This is a genomic window from Symbiopectobacterium sp. Eva_TO (genome assembly GCF_053848865.1).
In genome coordinates, this window is record NZ_JBSPEY010000004.1 from 1,720,655 (window position 1) to 1,738,330 (window position 17,676).

The following is a 17,676-nucleotide window of genomic DNA, read 5'->3' on the forward strand; positions in this document are numbered from 1 at the left end:
TGGCCTTCTCCATAAAGAAACACCCTGTCAGCGTACCGCTCACAGGGTGGGGGTGACCATCTCATTAGGCCAAACACGCGTTTCATCATCAGGACTGTGGTGATGGCCATATCTGAGTAGTGGAGCGGTCGTCCACGCCGTTCAGTAGTCGTTTTTTCCGTCCATGCAGCAATGGCTGATTCATCTAGCCATACGGTTAGAGAACCGCGCTGCTTGAGGGCCTTGTTATAGGACATATCGTTATACACATCTTTTGGCCATTTTTTGAACAGGATGCTCAGAACCCCGTGAATTAAGGCATTCAAGCCATCCCATTGGCTTTTTGAGGTTCAAAATGCCACTCTGAGATAAACCCGTAACTCATTGATTAAACAGTGCGTTAGAAAGATGTGTATAACGATATGGTTATAGGAGGGCCAGTTAGTGATTTTAAAATTTTGTTTTGCCATGGAGACCTGATGTTGAAACAACTATGGTGATCTGATCCGATGATTACCCAAACTTTCTATTTATTCAACAAAGCCGCTGAACTACAGCATTATTATCGATCGCACCATGATACAGAATGTGATGGAAACCAACGTGTCGGAATCTGTCGATCTGTTAACCCCGCAACTGGTACTCTGGGTATTGCTGTTCGGGGTCTTGCCTGCCGGCTTCGCCTTGTGGGTAAAAATAAAACCGACAGCATTTACCATGATTAGTATGGGTCAGCGCTTTTTGATTATCGCACTGTCAGTGTTGACAATATTGCTCGTCGCCGCGCTATTTTACAAAGATTACGCGTCATTAATGCTAAATAACAAGGAGTTGGTGAAATCTATTACCCCCAGCAATGTGATAGCCGCCAATCTTTCCTACTTTAAACATCGGGCGTTGGCTAATCAGCCCTTGGTGCAAATCGGCCTGGATGCACACCAGGGACCACGTCCTGCAAACGCTAATGGTAAGAAAAACCTAATCATTTTGGTGGTAGGGGAAACCGCCCGCGCGGAAAACTTCTCTCTGGGGGGATACAGCAAAGAGACCAACCCGCAGTTGAAAAAAGCCAACGTGATCTATTTTCATAATACCCAGTCGTGTGGCACCTCTACTGGCGTTTCAGTGCCCTGCATGTTCTCTAACATGCCACGCACGCAATACGATGCCGCATTGGCCAGCCATCAGGAAGGGCTGCTGGATATTGTTCAGCGCGCCGGCATCAATGTGTTGTGGCAGGAAAATGACGGCGGGTGCAAGGGCGTCTGCGATCGAGTTCCCAGCAAAGATATTCCCAGTATCGCAGCTCCGGGCTTATGCAGCGGCGGAGAATGCTACGATGAGGCGCTGTTCACTGGCGTGGAAGAGCATATCAATCAACTGAACAGCGACGCCATTATTGTGCTGCACACGATTGGCAGCCACGGGCCGGCCTATTACAAACGCTATCCCGAGGCGTTCAAACACTTTACACCGACCTGCGACACTAACCAGATTTAGAACTGTTCCCGAGCGGCGTTAACCAACACCTATGACAACACGCTGCTTTACCTGGATAACACATTAAACCACGTTATCGAGCTGCTGAAAAACCATCAGGATAAGTTCAATACCGCATTGGTTTATCTCTCCGACCATGGAGAATCATTGGGGGAAGACGGTGTTTATTTACACAGTATGCCCTATGCCGTAGCCCCGTCACAACAAACACATATTCCGATGTTGATGTGGTTATCGCACGACTACCAGCAATAATTTGCCGTGCAGGAGACATGTTTGCGACAACACGCGCAAAAGCAAAGTTATTCGCAAGACAATTTGTTTCACACCATACTGGTAATGCTTAATGTGACTACCAACGAATATCAGCCTGAATGGGATATCCTCAAGGGATGTCGGGATAAAACTGCGTGAGATTGTTGATTGTAGAAGATGATGCCTTACTGCAAGAGGGACTGTTACTGGCGCTCAGCCAGGAAGGGTACGTCTGCGACTGCGCGGGCGGAACCAAGCAGGCGGATGCGCTGTTAAACAGCGCACCATACAGTCTGGTGGTTCTGGATTTCGGGCTACCGGATGGCGATGGCTTGCAACTGCTGGCTCGTTGGCGCAAACAGCACCAGCATATGCCCGTATTAATCCTGACCGCCCGCGATACCGTCGACGATCGCGTCAGCGGGCTGGATTCAGGAGCCGATGACTATCTGGTTAAGCCGTTTGCGCTGACGGAGCTGCTGGCACGCGTCAGAGCTCTGATCCGCCACCACCAAGGCCCAAGCGACAATCTGGTTGTGGTAGGCGATCTCTGTCTTGACCTCACGACTCAACAGGTGAGACTGAAGCACGAATCAGTTATTCTGACGCCCAAAGAGTTTGCGATTCTCGCAAGGCTGGTATTAAAAGCCGGGCAGCCCGTTCACCGTGAACTGCTGCATCAGGATATTTACAGTTGGAATGACGATCCCGCCTCAAACTCACTTGAAGTTCACGTTCATCATTTACGACAAAAAATCGGCAAAGCGCGCATCCGTACCTTGCGTTGCTTCGGTTACCTGTTCACCACCGAGGATGAATCATGAAACGCATTTTCAGCTCGATGTCTCCCCCTGCGGCCAGCATGCGCTGGCGGCTTATCATCGCGCTGGGATGTATTTTGCTGACGTGTCAGCTCATCAGTGTCGCCTGGCTATGGCATGAAAGTAAGGAGCAGATCGAGTTTCTGGTGGATAAAACGCTGAGCGAACACGCGCGCAACGAGCATATCGCCAAGGAAATACGCGAATCGATCGCCTCACTCAGCATACCTAGTCTGGTAATGGTACTGGCTTCTCTGTTTCTTTCTATTCAGGCCGTGAACTGGATTACGCGGCCACTGTCGCGCCTCGCAGCGGAATTAGGCAACCGCAGTGCGGAAAACCTGGAACCGATCGCCGATTATCAGCAGGTGGAAGAGATTGCCGCCGTGACACGCTCCATGAACCAACTCTTTGTGCGCCTGAATGAAACACTGGAACGAGAGCGCCAATTTACCGCTGACGTCGCGCATGAATTACGTACCCCGCTGGCGGGAATACGGCTGCACCTGGAACTCCAGCAGCAGCGTCACGGGATCGATTGCCAACCGCTGATTGCACGCATCGATACCATGACACGAACCGTTGAACAACTGCTTCAGTTGGCGCGCCCCGCCGTAGCGTTTTCCTCCGGCCACTACCAACAGGTTTCGCTGGCTCAGGATGTGATTGTCCCCATACAGGATGCGATGGAAGAGATGGTCAGTCAGCGCAACCAGCGTATTGACTGGCAAATCAGCGAGGGAGAGGTGGCGATACAGGGCGATGCCACGTTACTGCAACTGCTGCTGCGTAATTTGATCGAAAACGCCCACCGTTACAGTCCCCCAGAGAGCACGATTACCGTGCGGCTTACCGCCGACCCGGAAATCACCTTGCAGGTGCGTGACCAAGGGTCAGGCATTGATGAAAGCAAAGTTGGCGAATTGAGCAAGGCGTTTGTCCGCATGGACACGCGCTACGGCGGCATCGGGTTGGGGTTGAGTATTGTCACCCGCGTGGCGCAACTGCATCACGGTGCATTGACGCTCAGCAACCTGCGTGAGGGAAACGGCACGCTGGCAGAGGTCACCTTCCCGCCGCTGCTTTCCTGACGAGGCGTCATAAAGACCCTGTACATAAATTTGTGTAATTGCCTGATTTTGATATATTCAATCCAACATCAAAAACAGGTTAATTTATGGACGAAAAACAGTTGCAGGCTCTGGCTAACGAACTGGCCAAAAATCTCAAAACCCCTGACGATCTCAGCCAATTCGATCGCCTGCTGAAGAAAATCAGCGTTGAGGCTGCTCTCAACGCCGAAATGTCCCACCATCTGGGCTACGATAAAAATCAGCCCAAACCGGGGGCCAACTCCCGCAACGGCTATTCCACAAACACCGTGACCACCGGCGATGGCTCTCTGGAACTACGTACTCCGCGCGATCGTGATGGCTCCTTCGAACCACAACTGGTGAAGAAAAACCAGACCCGGATCACCGGGATGGATAACCAAATCTTGTCCCTGTACGCCAGAGGGATGACCACCCGCGAGATAGCGTCTGCGTTCAAAGAGCTGTATGACGCGGATGTTTCACCGGCGCTGGTCTCGAAGGTCACCGACGCCGTGATGGAACAGGTTACTGAATGGCAAAATCGTCCACTGGATGCAGTCTGTAGTGGCACACTGATACTGGCCACCTGATCGGAGGTGATATGCTCACCTCATCAACACGACAGGTGACCTCATGGGTAAACATTTTACGGCGGAATTTAAGCTCGAAGCCGCAAAGCTGGTTGTCGACCACGGCTACACATACGTTAAGGCCGCAGAGGCGGTTAATGTCAGCCATTCTGCCATTAGTCGCTGGGTCAATAAGCTTCGCCTTGAACGACAGGGAAAAACGCCAACGGGACTTCCTCTTACCCCTGAACAGCTCGAGCTGCGTGAGATGAAGAAAAAAGTCCAATGCCTTGAAATGGAGAACGAAATCCTAAAAAAGGCTACGGCGCTCTTAATGTCGGACTCACTCAACGGTTCACGGTAGTCGACAGGCTGAGGGCGCGATACCCGGTCACGGCGTTGTGCCAAACTTTTGAGGTACATCGCAGCAGCTACAGGCACTGGCAGGCTTCCGCTAATGAACCCGACGGTGAGCGCGTGGTTAAGTGTAGTCGCGTCATGGAAGCCTGGAACGCCAGCGGCGGCTCTGCCGGCGCTCGAAGTATCGCGACCATCGTCACCGGCAGCTCTGGTGTCAAAATGGGGCGCTGGCTGGCTGGCAAGCTGATGAAGGAGCTGGGTATCGCCAGCTGCCAGCGACCGGCTCACAAATACAAACGCGGCGGCAATGAACACGTTGAAATACCGAACTATCTCAACCGCCAGTTCGCGGTTACCGCGCCGGATCAGGTCTGGTGCGGCGATGTGACCTACATCTGGACGGGCAAATGCTGGGCTTACCTTGCGGTGGTGCTAGACCTGTTCGCCCGCAAACCGGTGGGCTGGGCCATGTCGACGTCGCCGGACTCGGCGCTGACAGTTAAAGCGTTGCAGATGGCCTGGGAACTCCGGGGACAACCAACAGGAGTCATGTTCCACAGCGACCAGGGCAGCCACTATACCAGCCGTCAATACCGGCAAGCCCTGTGGCGCTGCCGGATAAAGCAGAGTATGAGTCGGCGGGGTAACTGCTGGGATAATGCGCCAATGGAGCGGTTCTTCCGCAGCCTGAAGACAGAATGGGTGCCGACAAAGGGTTACAACAGCTTCAGCGAAGCCCAGGACGCGATTATCCGCTACATCACGGGGTATTACAGCGCTATCCGGCCTCACTGGTATAACGGTGGCTTAACTCCAAACGAATCTGAGCGACTGTTCTACATACAGTCTAATGCGGTGGCCAATATTAGTTGACCACTACAAATCGCTGAACAGTGTGATCCGGCATGCGATTAAAAAACGCAAGGTGTTCCCGAGTGACGACGCAGTGAAAAAGGTGGTGTGGCTGGCAATCCAGTCGGCCTCACAGAAATGGACGATGCCACTGCGGGACTGGCGTATGGCAATGAACCGTTTTATTATCGAGTTCGGTGACCGCCTGGACGGTCACTACTGAGAAAGGCATTTACACAGAATCATGTACAGGGTCGTCATAAAAAAAGCCGCGGGTTACCCCACGGCCTAAGTGACTGACAAACTGCCTTAACGCTGTCATTCCCGTGCAAGCGCGAATCTCTCTCACGCTAAACGCTCACCCTTTGTACCGGGTCCTCGGCCTACGCCGGGGACGAAGAGATAAGGATGGATGCTGTCAGTTAGCCACTACGGCTTACTTTGCGCTTTTCTCGGCAGCAGGTTTTTCTGCTTTAGCAGCCGGTTTAGCATCAGCGTTTACCTTGATATCCAGCAGTTCCACTTCAAACACCAGCGTAGAGTTCGCCGGAATACCCGGAACGCCATTTTCGCCGTAAGCTAACTCTGGCGGAATAACCAGTTTGATTTTCCCGCCTTTTTTAACCTGCTTCAGCCCTTCAGTCCAGCCTGGGATAACGCCGTCAAGACGGAAGGAGAGCGGTTCGCCACGTTTGTAAGAGTTATCAAACTCGCTACCGTCAACCAGCGTACCTTTGTAGTTAACCACTACGGTATCGCTCTCTTTCGGCGCTGCGCCCGTACCCTCTTTTTCTACCTGATACAGCAGGCCAGATTCCGTTTTCTTCACGCCTTTTTCTTTGGCAAATGCATCACGGAATTTGGTGCCTTTTTCTGCGCTTTCTTTAGCATCCTGCTTCATTTTCGCTTCTGCTGCGGTTTTCACGCGCGTTTCGAAACCTTGCAGGGTCTTCTCAATCTCTTCATCGCTCAGCTTGCTCTTGTCAGCGAACGCGTCCTGAACGCCGGCAATCAACTGGTCTTTATTCAGCGTAATGCCCAGTTTTTCTTGCTCTTTCAAGGAATTATCCATGTAACGCCCCAAGGACGCCCCCAGCGCATAAGCGGCAGCATCCTCATCGCTCTTGAATTTTGCCGCTGGGGCCGCATCGGACGCTTTGGTCGCTTCTGCTGCCATTACCAGGTTAGCATTCAGCGTCAGTGCCATCGTCGTCGCTAACAGCGTTACTTTAAATAGTGATCTCATCTATCATCTCCCGGTCTGGAACGACAGGCTCCAGAAACATTAATCGTAAATGCGCGACTACTATAACTGTGGGTATCGAGACAACACAACGACACACACAACAATCCTTTGATAAAATTCCCTGAATTATTCATAGGCCCATTTTCCGACCTCGTCGATGTCCGGAGGTTCCGAATATTCGGCTAGATACGACAAAATACAGAGGAATCGTAATGTCCCATACGCAACTCGAGCAACGTATTGAAATGCTTGAAAGCAAGCTGGCTTTTCAGGAGCTCACCATTGATGCGTTGAATCAGACGGTCGTCCAACATGAATTGGAAATGGCGAAAATCCGTGAGCACCTACGCCTGTTAGTGGAAAAATTGAAAGCGACGTCCCCTTCTCTTCTCGCCTCGCAGTCCGAAGAGACGCCACCGCCACACTATTAATCAATAACGCTGGCGCATCCGTGCCTCTACGGTTGCGCCAGATCACATTTATCACATCATCCCAGGCGTTACACACGGTTTTCTGCACGCAAGAAAACCAATTAACTAATTGATTTAAATCATATAAAATAAAAAACCCCAGCCGTTAGACAAAAATCCTTACAGCAAATCGCTCTTGGCAGTCCCTTCAGAAAAACCAAAAATGCAAACGTTACCGAGAACGTTATTAATCGTTCTTTCATTTTTCCGATGACACTAAAAAGAGAACATCATGACCAAAATTAATATCGATTTAAGTGGCCTGAACCCATATCGTTATACACATCTTTTGGCCATTTTTTGAACAGGATGCTCAGAACCCCGTGAATTAAGGCATTCAAGCCATCCCATTGGCTTTTTGAGGTTCAAAATGCCACTCTGAGATAAACCCGTAACTCATTGATTAAACAGTGCGTTAGAAAGATGTGTATAACGATATGGCCTGAACCCTGCCCCTGTCACACCGTTCAACCGCGATGGTTCCGTGGATTACGCCGCGTGTAAAAAACTGGGTGCCTGGCTTGCCAGCATCGATGGCGTAAAAAGTCTGACCGTATTGGGCCACGCAGGTGTAGTGGTCAACTAATATTGGCCACCGCATTAGACTGTATGTAGAACAGTCGCTCAGATTCGTTTGGAGTTAAGCCGCCGTTATACCAGTGAGGCCGGATAGCGCTGTAATACCCCGTGATGTAGCGGATAATCGCGTCCTGGGCTTCGCTGAAGCTGTTGTAACCCTTTGTCGGCACCCATTCTGTCTTCAGGCTGCGGAAGAACCGCTCCATTGGCGCATTATCCCAGCAGTTACCCCGCCGACTCATACTCTGCTTTATCCGGCAGCGCCACAGGGCTTGCCGGTATTGACGGCTGGTATAGTGGCTGCCCTGGTCGCTGTGGAACATGACTCCTGTTGGTTGTCCCCGGAGTTCCCAGGCCATCTGCAACGCTTTAACTGTCAGCGCCGAGTCCGGCGACGTCGACATGGCCCAGCCCACCGGTTTGCGGGCGAACAGGTCTAGCACCACCGCAAGGTAAGCCCAGCATTTGCCCGTCCAGATGTAGGTCACATCGCCGCACCAGACCTGATCCGGCGCGGTAACCGCGAACTGGCGGTTGAGATAGTTCGGTATTTCAACGTGTTCATTGCCGCCGCGTTTGTATTTGTGAGCCGGTCGCTGGCAGCTGGCGATACCCAGCTCCTTCATCAGCTTGCCAGCCAGCCAGCGCCCCATTTTGACACCGGAGCTGCCGGTGACGATGGTCGCGATACTTCGAGCGCCGGCAGAGCCGCCGCTGGCGTTCCAGGCTTCCATGACGCGGCTACACTTAACCACGCGCTCACCGTCGGGTTCATTAGCGGAAGCCTGCCAGTGCCTGTAGCTGCTGCGATGTACCTCAAAAGTTTGGCACAACGCCGTGACCGGGTATCGCGCCCTCAGCCTGTCGACTACCGTGAACCGTTGAGTGAGTCCGACATTAAGAGCGCCGTAGCCTTTTTTAGGATTTCGTTCTCCATTTCAAGGCATTGGACTTTTTTCTTCATCTCACGCAGCTCGAGCTGTTCAGGGGTAAGAGGAAGTCCCGTTGGCGTTTTTCCCTGTCGTTCAAGGCGAAGCTTATTGACCCAGCGACTAATGGCAGAATGGCTGACATTAACCGCCTCTGCGGCCTTAACGTATGTGTAGCCGTGGTCGACAACCAGCTTTGCGGCTTCGAGCTTAAATTCCGCCGTAAAATGTTTACCCATGAGGTCACCTGTCGTGTTGATGAGGTGAGCATATCACCTCCGCTCAGGTGGCCAGTATCAGTGTGCCACTACAAGGGGAAGGCACCTTTATGTCTCAGAGCGAGCAAATGAAAGTGATTGAAGCTTTTGCGGAATCGGTGAACGGCGCCATTCCAATCATTGCGGGTATCACGCTAGAAGGCACCGAAGTGGCAGCCGAAGAAGCCAAGCGCGCCGTCAGCGCAGGGGCCTCTGCGGGCCTGCTGTATCCTTCTCACGGCTGGCTGCGTTTCGGCTATCAGAAAGGCGCACCACAGGATAAATACCGCCAGGTATATGAAGAAAGTGGCCTGCCACTGATCCTGTTCCAGTATCCCGATGCCACTAAGTGCACCTATAGCCTGGAAACGTTGCTGGAAATTTCGGCTCAACCCGGTGTGTTTGCCATGAAGAACGGCGTGCGCAATATGCGTCGCTGGGACACCGAGATCCCGGTAATCCGCCGTGAGCGCCCAGACCTGCAAATTTTGAGCTGTCATGACGAATATCTGCTCTCAACGGCCTTTGATGTAGACGGTTTCCTGGTGGGCTATGGCAACATTGCACCAGAACTGCTGGTAGAGATGATCAAAGCAGGCAAGGCGAAGGATTACAATCTATGGTCACCCCCCATTTTTGCAACACTGATTTTTGACTAATGGTGGGCTTGCTTCAATCTATCCGGCGTCTCTGTGGGCGAGATGCCCGCGACTCGATGAGTTCCGCGCCTGGTGAACCTGAAAAAGCCCTCGGCTTCAGTGAGCCATTTTTGTCGTCAGGTTTTTCAGCAGGCCGATATGCCGTTCATGTCATCAATAATCAGTCTTCGCAAAACCAGATAGGTAACTGCTGTTTAATTACTTAATAATCAGTCTGTTGATTTAGTTCTACATAACATCAGGCCTGATATTCATTGTGATTAGTTGTGATTGACCAGGCTATTCGCGCCAGTTTGTTTGCCAGAGCACAGGCGACAATATTTGAATGTTTGTTATCGAGTTGCCCCCGAACCCATTCAGCAAGCCTGCCCTGCTGATATTCAAGTCGCATCATGAACGAGCGGGCACATTGAACCAGAAGTTTGCGTAAATTTTTATCACCTCGTTTGCTTATCCCCAGCAGAGTCGGTTTGCCTCCTGTGCTGTATTGTCGCGGTACAAGCCCTGTGGAAGCCGCAAAATCCCTGCTACATGAAAATTGTTTTCCATCGCCGAACTGTGATGAAAGTAAGCTGGCAGTAATCGGACCGACGCCTGGAATTGTCATAATTCGCTGTGCAGTATCATCAGCTTTGATTGACTGATTTAATTCTGATTCCAGCGCTGTTATTTGCTCGACAAGGTAAAGATAGTGGGCATGTAACTTCATCAGCAGACGGCTCAGGTATGCGGGGATTTCGTGCTCAGCCAGCACCAGAGACAGTCGCTTTATTACCGCCTCGCCGATTGGCAGGCTTATCCCAAACTCCAGCAGAAAACCGTGGATCTGGTTAGTGGTTTTTACTTTATCTCTGATAAGAGATTCCCTGACCCGATGCAGTGCTCGCATCGCCTGCTGAACCTCCGTTTTCGGCTGAACAAAACGCATTGACGGCCGGGATGCGGCTTCACATATCGCCTCTGCATCAACAAAATCATTTTTATTGCCCTTGACAAACGGGCGCACAAATTGCGGAGAGATAAGTTTTGCTTCATGGCCGCTATCATTGATACGCCGCGCCATAAAGTGTGCACCGGCACAAGCTTCCATAACAACAACCGAGGGCGGGCACGTCGCCAAAAACTGCATTAGCTTTGTGCGCGTAAACTTCTTACGCAGAAGCGCTTTACCTGACTTATCCTGGCAATGAATATGAAAAGAATGTTTACCGAGATCGATACCAATAAGAGTAACGTTTTCCATGATGGCCTCTCCTGAAAGAAAAACACCCTGCCAGCGTACCGCTCACAGAGTGGGGGTGACCATCTCATTAAGCCCGTGAGATCCATGACCGCCTGCTGCCTGTGACCAAAAGCGTGTATCACCGTGGTTCGCACATGGAAGGTACCGTGGCACTGAAGCATGCGCTGGTGGCGCGCGGCATTCTGGATCACGCCACAGTGCGTTCTCCGCTGCTGCCATTGGAACCCGGCGCAGAAGAGGAAATCAAAGCCGCAATTCGCGCTGCTGAACTGTCATTCGTTGGCTAATGCCCGTACTCCGACGCTGACATGACGGATACGCCCGCCTTCATACCGTGAACGGCGGGCGTATTTTCGATCCAAACGGCATCCAACTTCCCACGCTTGTTAGCGCAATCAAACGTATATGTTGCGCATTATTGTATGCTTTTGCATAGTAATCCCTGATTATCCTGCCATGGCACAGATTTAAAATTCCGAGGTGTAGCCAAAGCCTGGGAACCATTACATAATAAATTCGTAAACGCCGCGCGGATGTCATTGGCAACACACTGTGCCTTTTTTTAAAAATAAAAATCAAGGGATTACATGGACCCTAATACCTTTCCGCCCAACGGTTCAAGCCGTAAGTTGGGAAGCAAACCCGTCACCTTACAGGATGTCGCCACGGCAGCCGGGGTGAGCGTTTCCACCGTTTCCCGCGTTCTGGATGAACGGTTACCTCCGTCACGCAGCAAAGCAGCCGAACGTGTACGTCAGGTTGCACAGGAGTTGGGTTACCGACGCGACATAATGGCCTCCAGCCTGCGCCGTGGCGGCACGGGAACCATCGGCGTACTGGTGCCACGTCTGAGCGATATGGTGATGGCGTTATTGTATGAGGCCATTTGCCGCGCAGCAGAGCACTACGGTTATTTCGCGATTGTTGCGACCTGCGGTGACGATCCGGAGCAAGAAAAACAGGCGGCAGCCTCCCTGCTCGATCGGCGCGTCGATGGACTGATTCTGGCCACTAGCCGACTGGATGACCATTTGCCGGCGGAATTGCGTCAGCAAAATGTTGCCCACGTATTGGCGCTGCGTACCGACGGTGTTAGCCGCTCAGCCATTGGTGATGATGAACAGGGGGGTTATCTGGCAACCCGGCATCTGATCGATCTGGGCCACCGTGATATCGGAATGGTTGCGGGTCCCAGCTTTTCTTCCGGTGCAACTTATCGCCGGGAAGGATTCCATCGTGCAATGCGCGAGGCCGGGCTCCCCCCTAATCCCGCCTGGATTAGGGAATCCGGTTTCAGCATTGAGTCAGGAGAAAGTGAAGGGATGGCGCTGCTGAGCGGAGCACTCAGGCCCACAGCCATTTTCGCCATCAACGACGATTTGGCCTTCGGCGTTATGGCGGCAGCCCATCGATTGGGACTGGCAATAGGTCAGGATTTATCACTAGTAGGCTATAACGATATTCCACTGTCCGCCCGTTTGCCGGTTCCGCTCTCTTCGGTGCATATTCCGTTCGACCACGTTGCTTCGATTGCTGTTGAATTGCTGCTGGCTGGCACCGAGCCCGTCGATACCATTCGGCGCGTGATGCCAAGTCTTATTCCACGCAGTTCCAGTGCACCGCTCAGGTAATCGCTCATACATTAGCGGGTCAATGCAGCCCGCTAATGCGTGCGTTTCAAATTGCGTTACACCCAATCACCCTGCGTTAGCTGAACGGGCAAAGCCGCAAAACGGGTTGGTCGCTGTGCGGCCTCTGGCTCACAAACGGCGTTTCCAGGCAGAAGGAATACTGCAATCAGCGAGGCAAGCCGCGCGACCTGCGCTTCCAATGCTAAAGCCGCAGAGGTGGAATCACTGACCATCGTTGCATTTTCCTGAATGGTACGATCCATGTCCGTCACCGCATCACCAATTTGTGCAATACCTCGACTCTGCTCGTCTGACGCCACTGAAATATCGTTCATGATGCGATCGACAGCGCCAATTGACGTCACAATGTCATGCATGGCGCTCCCCGCTTTTTCTACCAGCACAGAACCCTCATCCACTCGCGTCACGGACTCTGCAATCAAGGTTTCAATCTCTCTGGCCGCCTGTGAACTGCGCTGCGCCAGTTCAAGGTTGCCGCGTATCGATCTCGCTATCAGGCGGGTCACCGATACGGCGATCAATATTCCCAGCAAAACGGCACAAATACCGATAACAACGATCTCCGCGACTGAATGGTTGATAACATACTGATTTTTCTTATCAAGCTGGCTCGCAATACGGCTAAGGGTATCGGTAACGGCAAACCCCGTTTTAATGGACTGCGTATCGGCCGCCTTTAGGCGCTGCCACTGTGCGGTATTCTGTATGTTCTCCCCGGCGGAAACGACATGCTTCTGCCCACGCAACACAGTCGCTGCGAGCACGATCTCTTCCAGCTCATGTTGATATTGCGTCAGCTGTTCGCTCAGGCGTTGGAAATGCTGCACATCGCTTTCTTGCCAACGCAATTGGCGCGCTTTTTCCTGCTGCGCAATTATCTGGGAAACATATTTCATCATATTGCTGGCGTTCTCTTCATCCAACGTATAAAAGAGTTTCACTCGGGCAATTTTTGACTGATCGAGATAATGGTTTATCTCAGAGACTAGGCTGTGTCCCTTAATTACATAACCTCTGGTAAAACAGGCGGATGCAGCCCAGTTTCAACATTGCCAGATAATTCCTCGCCGTTTTGTCGTAACGTGTCGCAATGCGACGGTATTCTTTAAGACGGCCAAAGCACCGCTCAACAACGTTCCGATTGCGGTAGGCGTCACGATCGAGCTTTGAACGACCATCCACCGCCATTTTTTCAGTGGATTTTCGGGGGATGACAGTTTTTATACCTCTGTTTTTCAGCTCGTTACGTAATACATGCCCGGAGTACGCCTTGTCAGCGAGTACCGCATGACCACGGCGTTTCATACTGCCGTTCTGGCGTTGAACACCAATACCGTCCAAAAGACGTAGTGCAAACTGACTTTCATGAGCCTGACCGGGGCTCAACACGATGTTTAACGGAAGACCACTTCCGTCTGTAGCCATATGGATTTTGGTGCCAAAACCACCTCGAGAGCGACCCAGCCCATTATCTCCGGTGATATCGGGATGTTTTTTTGAGCACCGGCAGCACATTTCAGCGCCCTGATATTGCTACCATCCAGCGCAGTCGCTGACCAGTCCACGAGGCCATGGGCATCAAGTGATGAAAGTAACTTATTGAAAATAATGTTAATGATTCCCGATTTTGACCATCGGTTAAAGCGGTTATAAACGGTTTTCCATGGGCCGTATCGCTCAGGTAAATCACGCCATGGGACACCAGAGCACAGCCCCCAGAACATGCCATTGATAATCATGCGATGCTCAGCCCATGGGCGTCCGGCCTGTGGTGTTGCTGGTTCAGCAGGGAGTAAGGGCTGGATGATAGCCCATGCTTCATCGGGAAGGTCGTAGCGAGCCATAGTTCAAAATGATGTAGAAACAAACAGTTAGTATAACTCATGGGATTAAGGGACACATCCTAGTATTCCATCAGCTTCAATCGGGTTAATGTCCGAGAAATGCCGTAAACTGAGAAAGAATATTAGGCTTTGTTGAATAAAGGCTTTGTTGAATAATAGGGAATCGTGCTGTTTTACTATGCCCATTTTGGTAGAAAATGCTTATCACCTCAGGCATTCCGTTTTCTCATGATGCTTAACTGCATGATTTTACGTTGCTGGAAACAATCGTTTTACTGGGCTGGTAGCATAAAATCTGTTTATTCAACAAAGCCTTGAATAAATAGAAAGTTTGGTTAATCATCGGATCAGATCACCATAGTTGTTTCAACATCAGGTCTCCATGGCAAAACAAAATTTTAAAATCACTAACTGGCCCTCCTATAACAATGCCCTCAAGCAGCGCGGTTCTCTAACCGTATGGCTAGATGAATCAGCCATTGCTGCATGGACGGAAAAAACGACTACTGAACGGCGTGGACGACCGCTCCACTACTCAGATATGGCCATCACCACAGTCCTGATGATGAAACGCGTGTTTGGCCTAATGAGATGGTCACCCCCACCCTGTGAGCGGTACGCTGACAGGGTGTTTCTTTATGGAGAAGGCCATCATGCAAAACGTCACGCTTATTGGTATCGATCTCGGCAAACATTCTTTTCACATTCATTGTCAGGATAAATCAGGCAAGGCATTACTGCGGAAAAAGTTTACCCGCACCAAACTCATCGAGTTTCTGGCTACGTGTACACCTACTACCGTTGTAATGGAAGCCTGCGCCGGTGCCCATTTTATGGCTCGTCGGATCAGTGAACTGGGGCATGAAGTAAAGTTGATCTCTCCGCAGTTTGTCCGCCCTTTTGTCAAGAGCAACAAGAACGATTTCGTTGATGCCGAAGCAATATGCGAAGCCGGATCACGCCCTTCCATGCCGTTTGTGCAGCCAAGAACTGAGGCTCAGCAGGCTATGCGAGCCTTGCATCGCGTCAGGGAGTCGTTGGTCAGAGACAACGTTAAAACGACTAACCAAACGCATGCTTTTTTACTGGAATTTGGTATCAGCGTGCCGAAAGGTATTGCGGTAATCAAAAGGCTTTCAGCCTCCTCGTTATACACATCTCTGTTCGTGCCTGAGCGCGCGTAGCGTTTCGGCGGCCGTCATGACTTTCTGCAAGCCTTTCCTGATAGTTTTTGCGCCTGGTTCACCGTCGCCTTTTCGAGCAAGAAAGCCTCCCAGTTGCGCAACTAAGCGCAATACTTCGTTTAGCTTAGGGCGGCCCTTGGGCATACGCTTGTTCATCAGTAGGTAAGCTCCATGAGTCTCGTCGGAATCAAAGAACAACATTGCGTCCAGCTCTGGACAGGTTCGTCCCATACGCATTAAATAGGCGATGCGCCATGCCACGATCATGAACAGCGCCAATGCCCGCTCAATGCGATCCACGGTCGATAACTGTAACGCTTCGACACAGCAGCCGTTCTTCAGCACATTGAAGAACATCTCGATTTCCCATCTAGCCCGATACCAGTCGATCAGCTCCACGATATCTTCTCGTCCTTCAGGTACGCGATTGCTCAGCAACCGCCACTCGACCGGCTTCACGCCTGCTGGCGGCTCAATTTCCTTGGCTATCACACAAGTCACTGCCAACCCGCAACGCAGCGACACTCGCTTCACGCGCAGCGCCTGTTTCACCGTACGCGCCTTCTGTCCCGCGCGAGCCGCCATAACGAATTGGATTTCTCCCACCGGCACGGTCTTTCCAACCTTCTGCCAAAGCTTCTCATTACAGTCCAGACTGCGATTATGAGTCGAGCGGATCAACCAGTCAGCCGGAGTGCCAAGGTCATCAGCGAGCTGCATCAACGCCTTGATATCCGCTTCGCGATCGGCTAAGTACACCAGACGTGTGTTTGGCAACTCCGAGGCGAGTTCAGCAACTCGCTCGTATCCCTCGAGCCAGCGCGTACTCTCCTTGAGCCCATCGCGTTTTCCGTCTGCATCCTTCGGCTCTCTTGCCCACATCCACGCATCCAGTACGCCCAACCCCACGCGATCCGGACTGACCGCGTAGGTCGGATGCAGGTACAGACCACGCCTGGCTTCGTAGTTCAAGGGACCCAAGCCTTGGATTTGCTGCCCGTTGAAGTCAAGCTCGGTAGTGTCTTGGATATACAGCACAACCTCGTGTTCTCGGATCCTTTCCTGCGTACGCTGCCAGTGAGGTTGCAGAATGTCTCGCCATTCGAATGCTTGGTTCTCCATGAAGCGGTAAGCACCCAGCGTCTCAAACCATCCGAGGCACGCATGCGGAATGCTGGCTTGCGGATTCTCAGCCAGCCGTATCAAAAGCCCTTTGGCACGCTTATTGAGCCTCGTGTCACCAAGATTTACCCCTTCCAGTTCTTGGTGTGCCCAGCCATCTGAATCCCGTGTCATTTTTCAGCGCCGTAAATGGCGATAGTACACGTCGGTTTCACTTCATTTACAACCCCACCGGCTGCCTATTTCAGCCCGCTAACCCTTGGCATATAAGGCGTTGCGGACTTGTGTATAACGAGGTGGCTTTCAGCTGTTCTGGCTGATAATGACTTGCCACCTTATCTGGCATAGTTGCTGCTTCGATTACACGATCATTACCAATATTTGGTTGGGCAGATAGCAGAGCTCGAAAGAGAACTTGGGCAGGCACTCTCTCTAGATGAAACTGGCCAGCATTTAATGACCATCCCTGGTGTTGGACCGATAACAGCCAGCGTTTTGTCATCACAGTTAGGCGATGGCAAGCAATATGAAAACAGTCGTAATTTTGCCGCTTCCACCGGTCTTGTACCCCGCCAATACAGTACTGGAGGGAAGAATACTCTGCTGGGTATTAGCAAGCGTGGAGATAAAAACCTTCGCCGATTGCTTGTTCAATGTGCGCGGGTATTTATCCTAAGAATTGACCATCAATCAAGGAGATTAGCTGATTGGGTAAGGTCTCAGTTGGGCAGGAAACATTCTTGCGTTGTGTGCTGTGCATTAGCAAATAAATTAGCTCGAATAGCTTGGGCAATAACGACACGAAATACCGTGTTTGAACAGTAATGCTGGTCTAACAGTCAGCAATTTAACGAAGTTACCCATCTGGTTTTGCGAAGACTGATTATTGATGACATGAACGGCCTGACGGCCTGATATAAAACCAAAAAATGAAAATGGCTCAATGAAGCCGATGGCTTTTTTAGGAATATCAGGTGCGAAACTCATCGTGGCGCGGGCATCCTTGGCCATAAAGACGCCGGATAGATTTAAGCAAGCTCACCATTAATCAAAGATCAGTG

At 51.4% G+C, this 17,676-nt stretch carries 12 protein-coding genes and 9 pseudogenes; 13 read left to right on the forward strand and 8 right to left on the reverse strand.

Going from position 1 to position 17,676, the window contains the following annotated elements; all coding sequences use genetic code 11:
* Positions 1 to 65: 65 nt before the first annotated feature.
* Positions 66 to 236: pseudogene (locus tag ACWWJF_RS11100) on the reverse strand (transposase); the annotation flags it as partial.
* 289 nt (positions 237 to 525) lie between these two features.
* On the opposite strand from ACWWJF_RS11100, the pseudogene eptA reads away from it, so the two are divergent.
* The 6 genes and pseudogenes from eptA to ACWWJF_RS11130 form a co-directional block, all read left to right on the forward strand.
* Positions 526 to 1,893: pseudogene (eptA, locus tag ACWWJF_RS11105) on the forward strand (phosphoethanolamine transferase EptA); the annotation flags it as partial.
* On the forward strand, positions 1,890 to 2,558 hold the full coding sequence (pmrA, locus tag ACWWJF_RS11110; RefSeq protein WP_455869460.1) for a two-component system response regulator PmrA: 669 nt from the start codon (positions 1,890 to 1,892) through the stop codon (positions 2,556 to 2,558). The pseudogene eptA and the gene pmrA, both read left to right, overlap by 4 nt.
* Positions 2,555 to 3,646, forward strand: coding sequence for a two-component system sensor histidine kinase PmrB (gene pmrB / locus ACWWJF_RS11115; protein WP_455869461.1), 1,092 nt, complete (start codon positions 2,555 to 2,557; stop codon positions 3,644 to 3,646). Before pmrA ends, pmrB begins: the two co-directional genes overlap by 4 nt.
* 86 nt (positions 3,647 to 3,732) lie before the next feature.
* Positions 3,733 to 4,209, forward strand: a pseudogene (locus tag ACWWJF_RS11120) (transposase); the annotation flags it as partial.
* A gap of 73 nt (positions 4,210 to 4,282) precedes the next feature.
* A protein-coding gene (locus tag ACWWJF_RS11125; protein ID WP_455868400.1) for an IS3 family transposase occupies positions 4,283 to 5,451 on the forward strand; the annotation gives its coding sequence in 2 pieces (ribosomal slippage) (positions 4,283 to 4,538 and positions 4,538 to 5,451; 1,170 coding nt in all).
* A 7-nt stretch (positions 5,452 to 5,458) separates the two neighbouring features.
* A pseudogene (locus ACWWJF_RS11130) lies at positions 5,459 to 5,653 on the forward strand (hypothetical protein); the annotation flags it as partial.
* A gap of 213 nt (positions 5,654 to 5,866) precedes the next feature.
* Here the strand turns inward: ACWWJF_RS11130 and fkpA are convergent.
* Positions 5,867 to 6,676, reverse strand: coding sequence for an FKBP-type peptidyl-prolyl cis-trans isomerase (gene fkpA / locus ACWWJF_RS11135; protein WP_455869462.1), 810 nt, complete (start codon positions 6,674 to 6,676; stop codon positions 5,867 to 5,869).
* Positions 6,677 to 6,888: 212 nt separating this feature from the next.
* Here fkpA and ACWWJF_RS11140 point away from each other — a divergent pair, with 212 nt between their 5' ends.
* Positions 6,889 to 7,107 carry a protein SlyX gene (locus ACWWJF_RS11140; RefSeq protein ID WP_455869463.1) on the forward strand — a complete coding sequence of 73 codons (219 nt, stop codon included), beginning with the start codon at positions 6,889 to 6,891 and terminating at the stop codon, positions 7,105 to 7,107.
* Between the two features lie 617 nt (positions 7,108 to 7,724).
* On the opposite strand, the gene ACWWJF_RS11145 is transcribed toward ACWWJF_RS11140, so the two are convergent.
* Positions 7,725 to 8,893, reverse strand: a protein-coding gene (locus ACWWJF_RS11145; RefSeq protein WP_455868400.1) for an IS3 family transposase whose coding sequence is annotated in 2 segments (ribosomal slippage) — positions 7,725 to 8,638 and positions 8,638 to 8,893 — 1,170 coding nt in all. Because the reading frame shifts where the segments join, the coding sequence is not laid out codon by codon here.
* Between the two features lie 74 nt (positions 8,894 to 8,967).
* On the opposite strand from ACWWJF_RS11145, the pseudogene ACWWJF_RS11150 reads away from it, so the two are divergent.
* Positions 8,968 to 9,525 (forward strand): annotated as a pseudogene (locus ACWWJF_RS11150) (dihydrodipicolinate synthase family protein); the annotation flags it as partial.
* 283 nt (positions 9,526 to 9,808) lie between these two features.
* Here the strand turns inward: ACWWJF_RS11150 and ACWWJF_RS11155 are convergent.
* Positions 9,809 to 10,813: an IS110 family RNA-guided transposase gene (locus tag ACWWJF_RS11155; protein WP_455869464.1), complete on the reverse strand. Its 1,005-nt coding sequence runs from the start codon at positions 10,811 to 10,813 to the stop codon at positions 9,809 to 9,811.
* A gap of 71 nt (positions 10,814 to 10,884) precedes the next feature.
* Here ACWWJF_RS11155 and ACWWJF_RS11160 point away from each other — a divergent pair.
* Both ACWWJF_RS11160 and ACWWJF_RS11165 read left to right on the forward strand, forming a co-directional pair.
* A pseudogene (locus tag ACWWJF_RS11160) lies at positions 10,885 to 11,100 on the forward strand (dihydrodipicolinate synthase family protein); the annotation flags it as partial.
* A gap of 300 nt (positions 11,101 to 11,400) precedes the next feature.
* Positions 11,401 to 12,444: a LacI family DNA-binding transcriptional regulator gene (locus ACWWJF_RS11165; protein ID WP_455869465.1), complete on the forward strand. Its 1,044-nt coding sequence runs from the start codon at positions 11,401 to 11,403 to the stop codon at positions 12,442 to 12,444.
* Positions 12,445 to 12,500: 56 nt separating this feature from the next.
* Here the strand turns inward: ACWWJF_RS11165 and ACWWJF_RS11170 are convergent, their stop codons facing one another.
* Complete coding sequence (locus tag ACWWJF_RS11170) at positions 12,501 to 13,388, reverse strand: methyl-accepting chemotaxis protein (RefSeq protein ID WP_455869466.1); 888 nt, start codon at positions 13,386 to 13,388, stop codon at positions 12,501 to 12,503.
* Positions 13,389 to 13,464: 76 nt separating this feature from the next.
* Positions 13,465 to 14,309, reverse strand: a protein-coding gene (locus ACWWJF_RS11175; protein WP_455869467.1) for an IS5 family transposase whose coding sequence is annotated in 2 segments (ribosomal slippage) — positions 13,465 to 13,964 and positions 13,964 to 14,309 — 846 coding nt in all. Because the reading frame shifts where the segments join, the coding sequence is not laid out codon by codon here.
* Positions 14,310 to 14,691: 382 nt separating this feature from the next.
* Between ACWWJF_RS11175 and ACWWJF_RS11180 the strand changes: the two are divergent.
* Both ACWWJF_RS11180 and ACWWJF_RS11185 read left to right on the forward strand, forming a co-directional pair.
* Positions 14,692 to 14,895, forward strand: a pseudogene (locus ACWWJF_RS11180) (transposase); the annotation flags it as partial.
* 67 nt (positions 14,896 to 14,962) lie between these two features.
* Positions 14,963 to 15,448, forward strand: a pseudogene (locus tag ACWWJF_RS11185) (IS110 family RNA-guided transposase); the annotation flags it as partial.
* 9 nt (positions 15,449 to 15,457) lie between these two features.
* Here the strand turns inward: ACWWJF_RS11185 and ACWWJF_RS11190 are convergent.
* The gene (locus tag ACWWJF_RS11190; RefSeq protein ID WP_455869468.1) at positions 15,458 to 16,789 is read right to left on the reverse strand and encodes an IS4 family transposase; all 1,332 of its coding nucleotides are present in this window, start codon (positions 16,787 to 16,789) and stop codon (positions 15,458 to 15,460) included.
* A gap of 114 nt (positions 16,790 to 16,903) precedes the next feature.
* Between ACWWJF_RS11190 and ACWWJF_RS11195 the strand changes: the two are divergent.
* Positions 16,904 to 17,440: pseudogene (locus tag ACWWJF_RS11195) on the forward strand (IS110 family RNA-guided transposase); the annotation flags it as partial.
* On the opposite strand, the gene ACWWJF_RS11200 reads toward ACWWJF_RS11195, so the two are convergent.
* Positions 17,387 to 17,626: a hypothetical protein gene (locus ACWWJF_RS11200; RefSeq protein ID WP_455868475.1), complete on the reverse strand. Its 240-nt coding sequence runs from the start codon at positions 17,624 to 17,626 to the stop codon at positions 17,387 to 17,389. The pseudogene ACWWJF_RS11195 and the gene ACWWJF_RS11200 sit on opposite strands and share 54 nt — an antisense overlap.
* Positions 17,627 to 17,676: the final 50 nt, after the last annotated feature.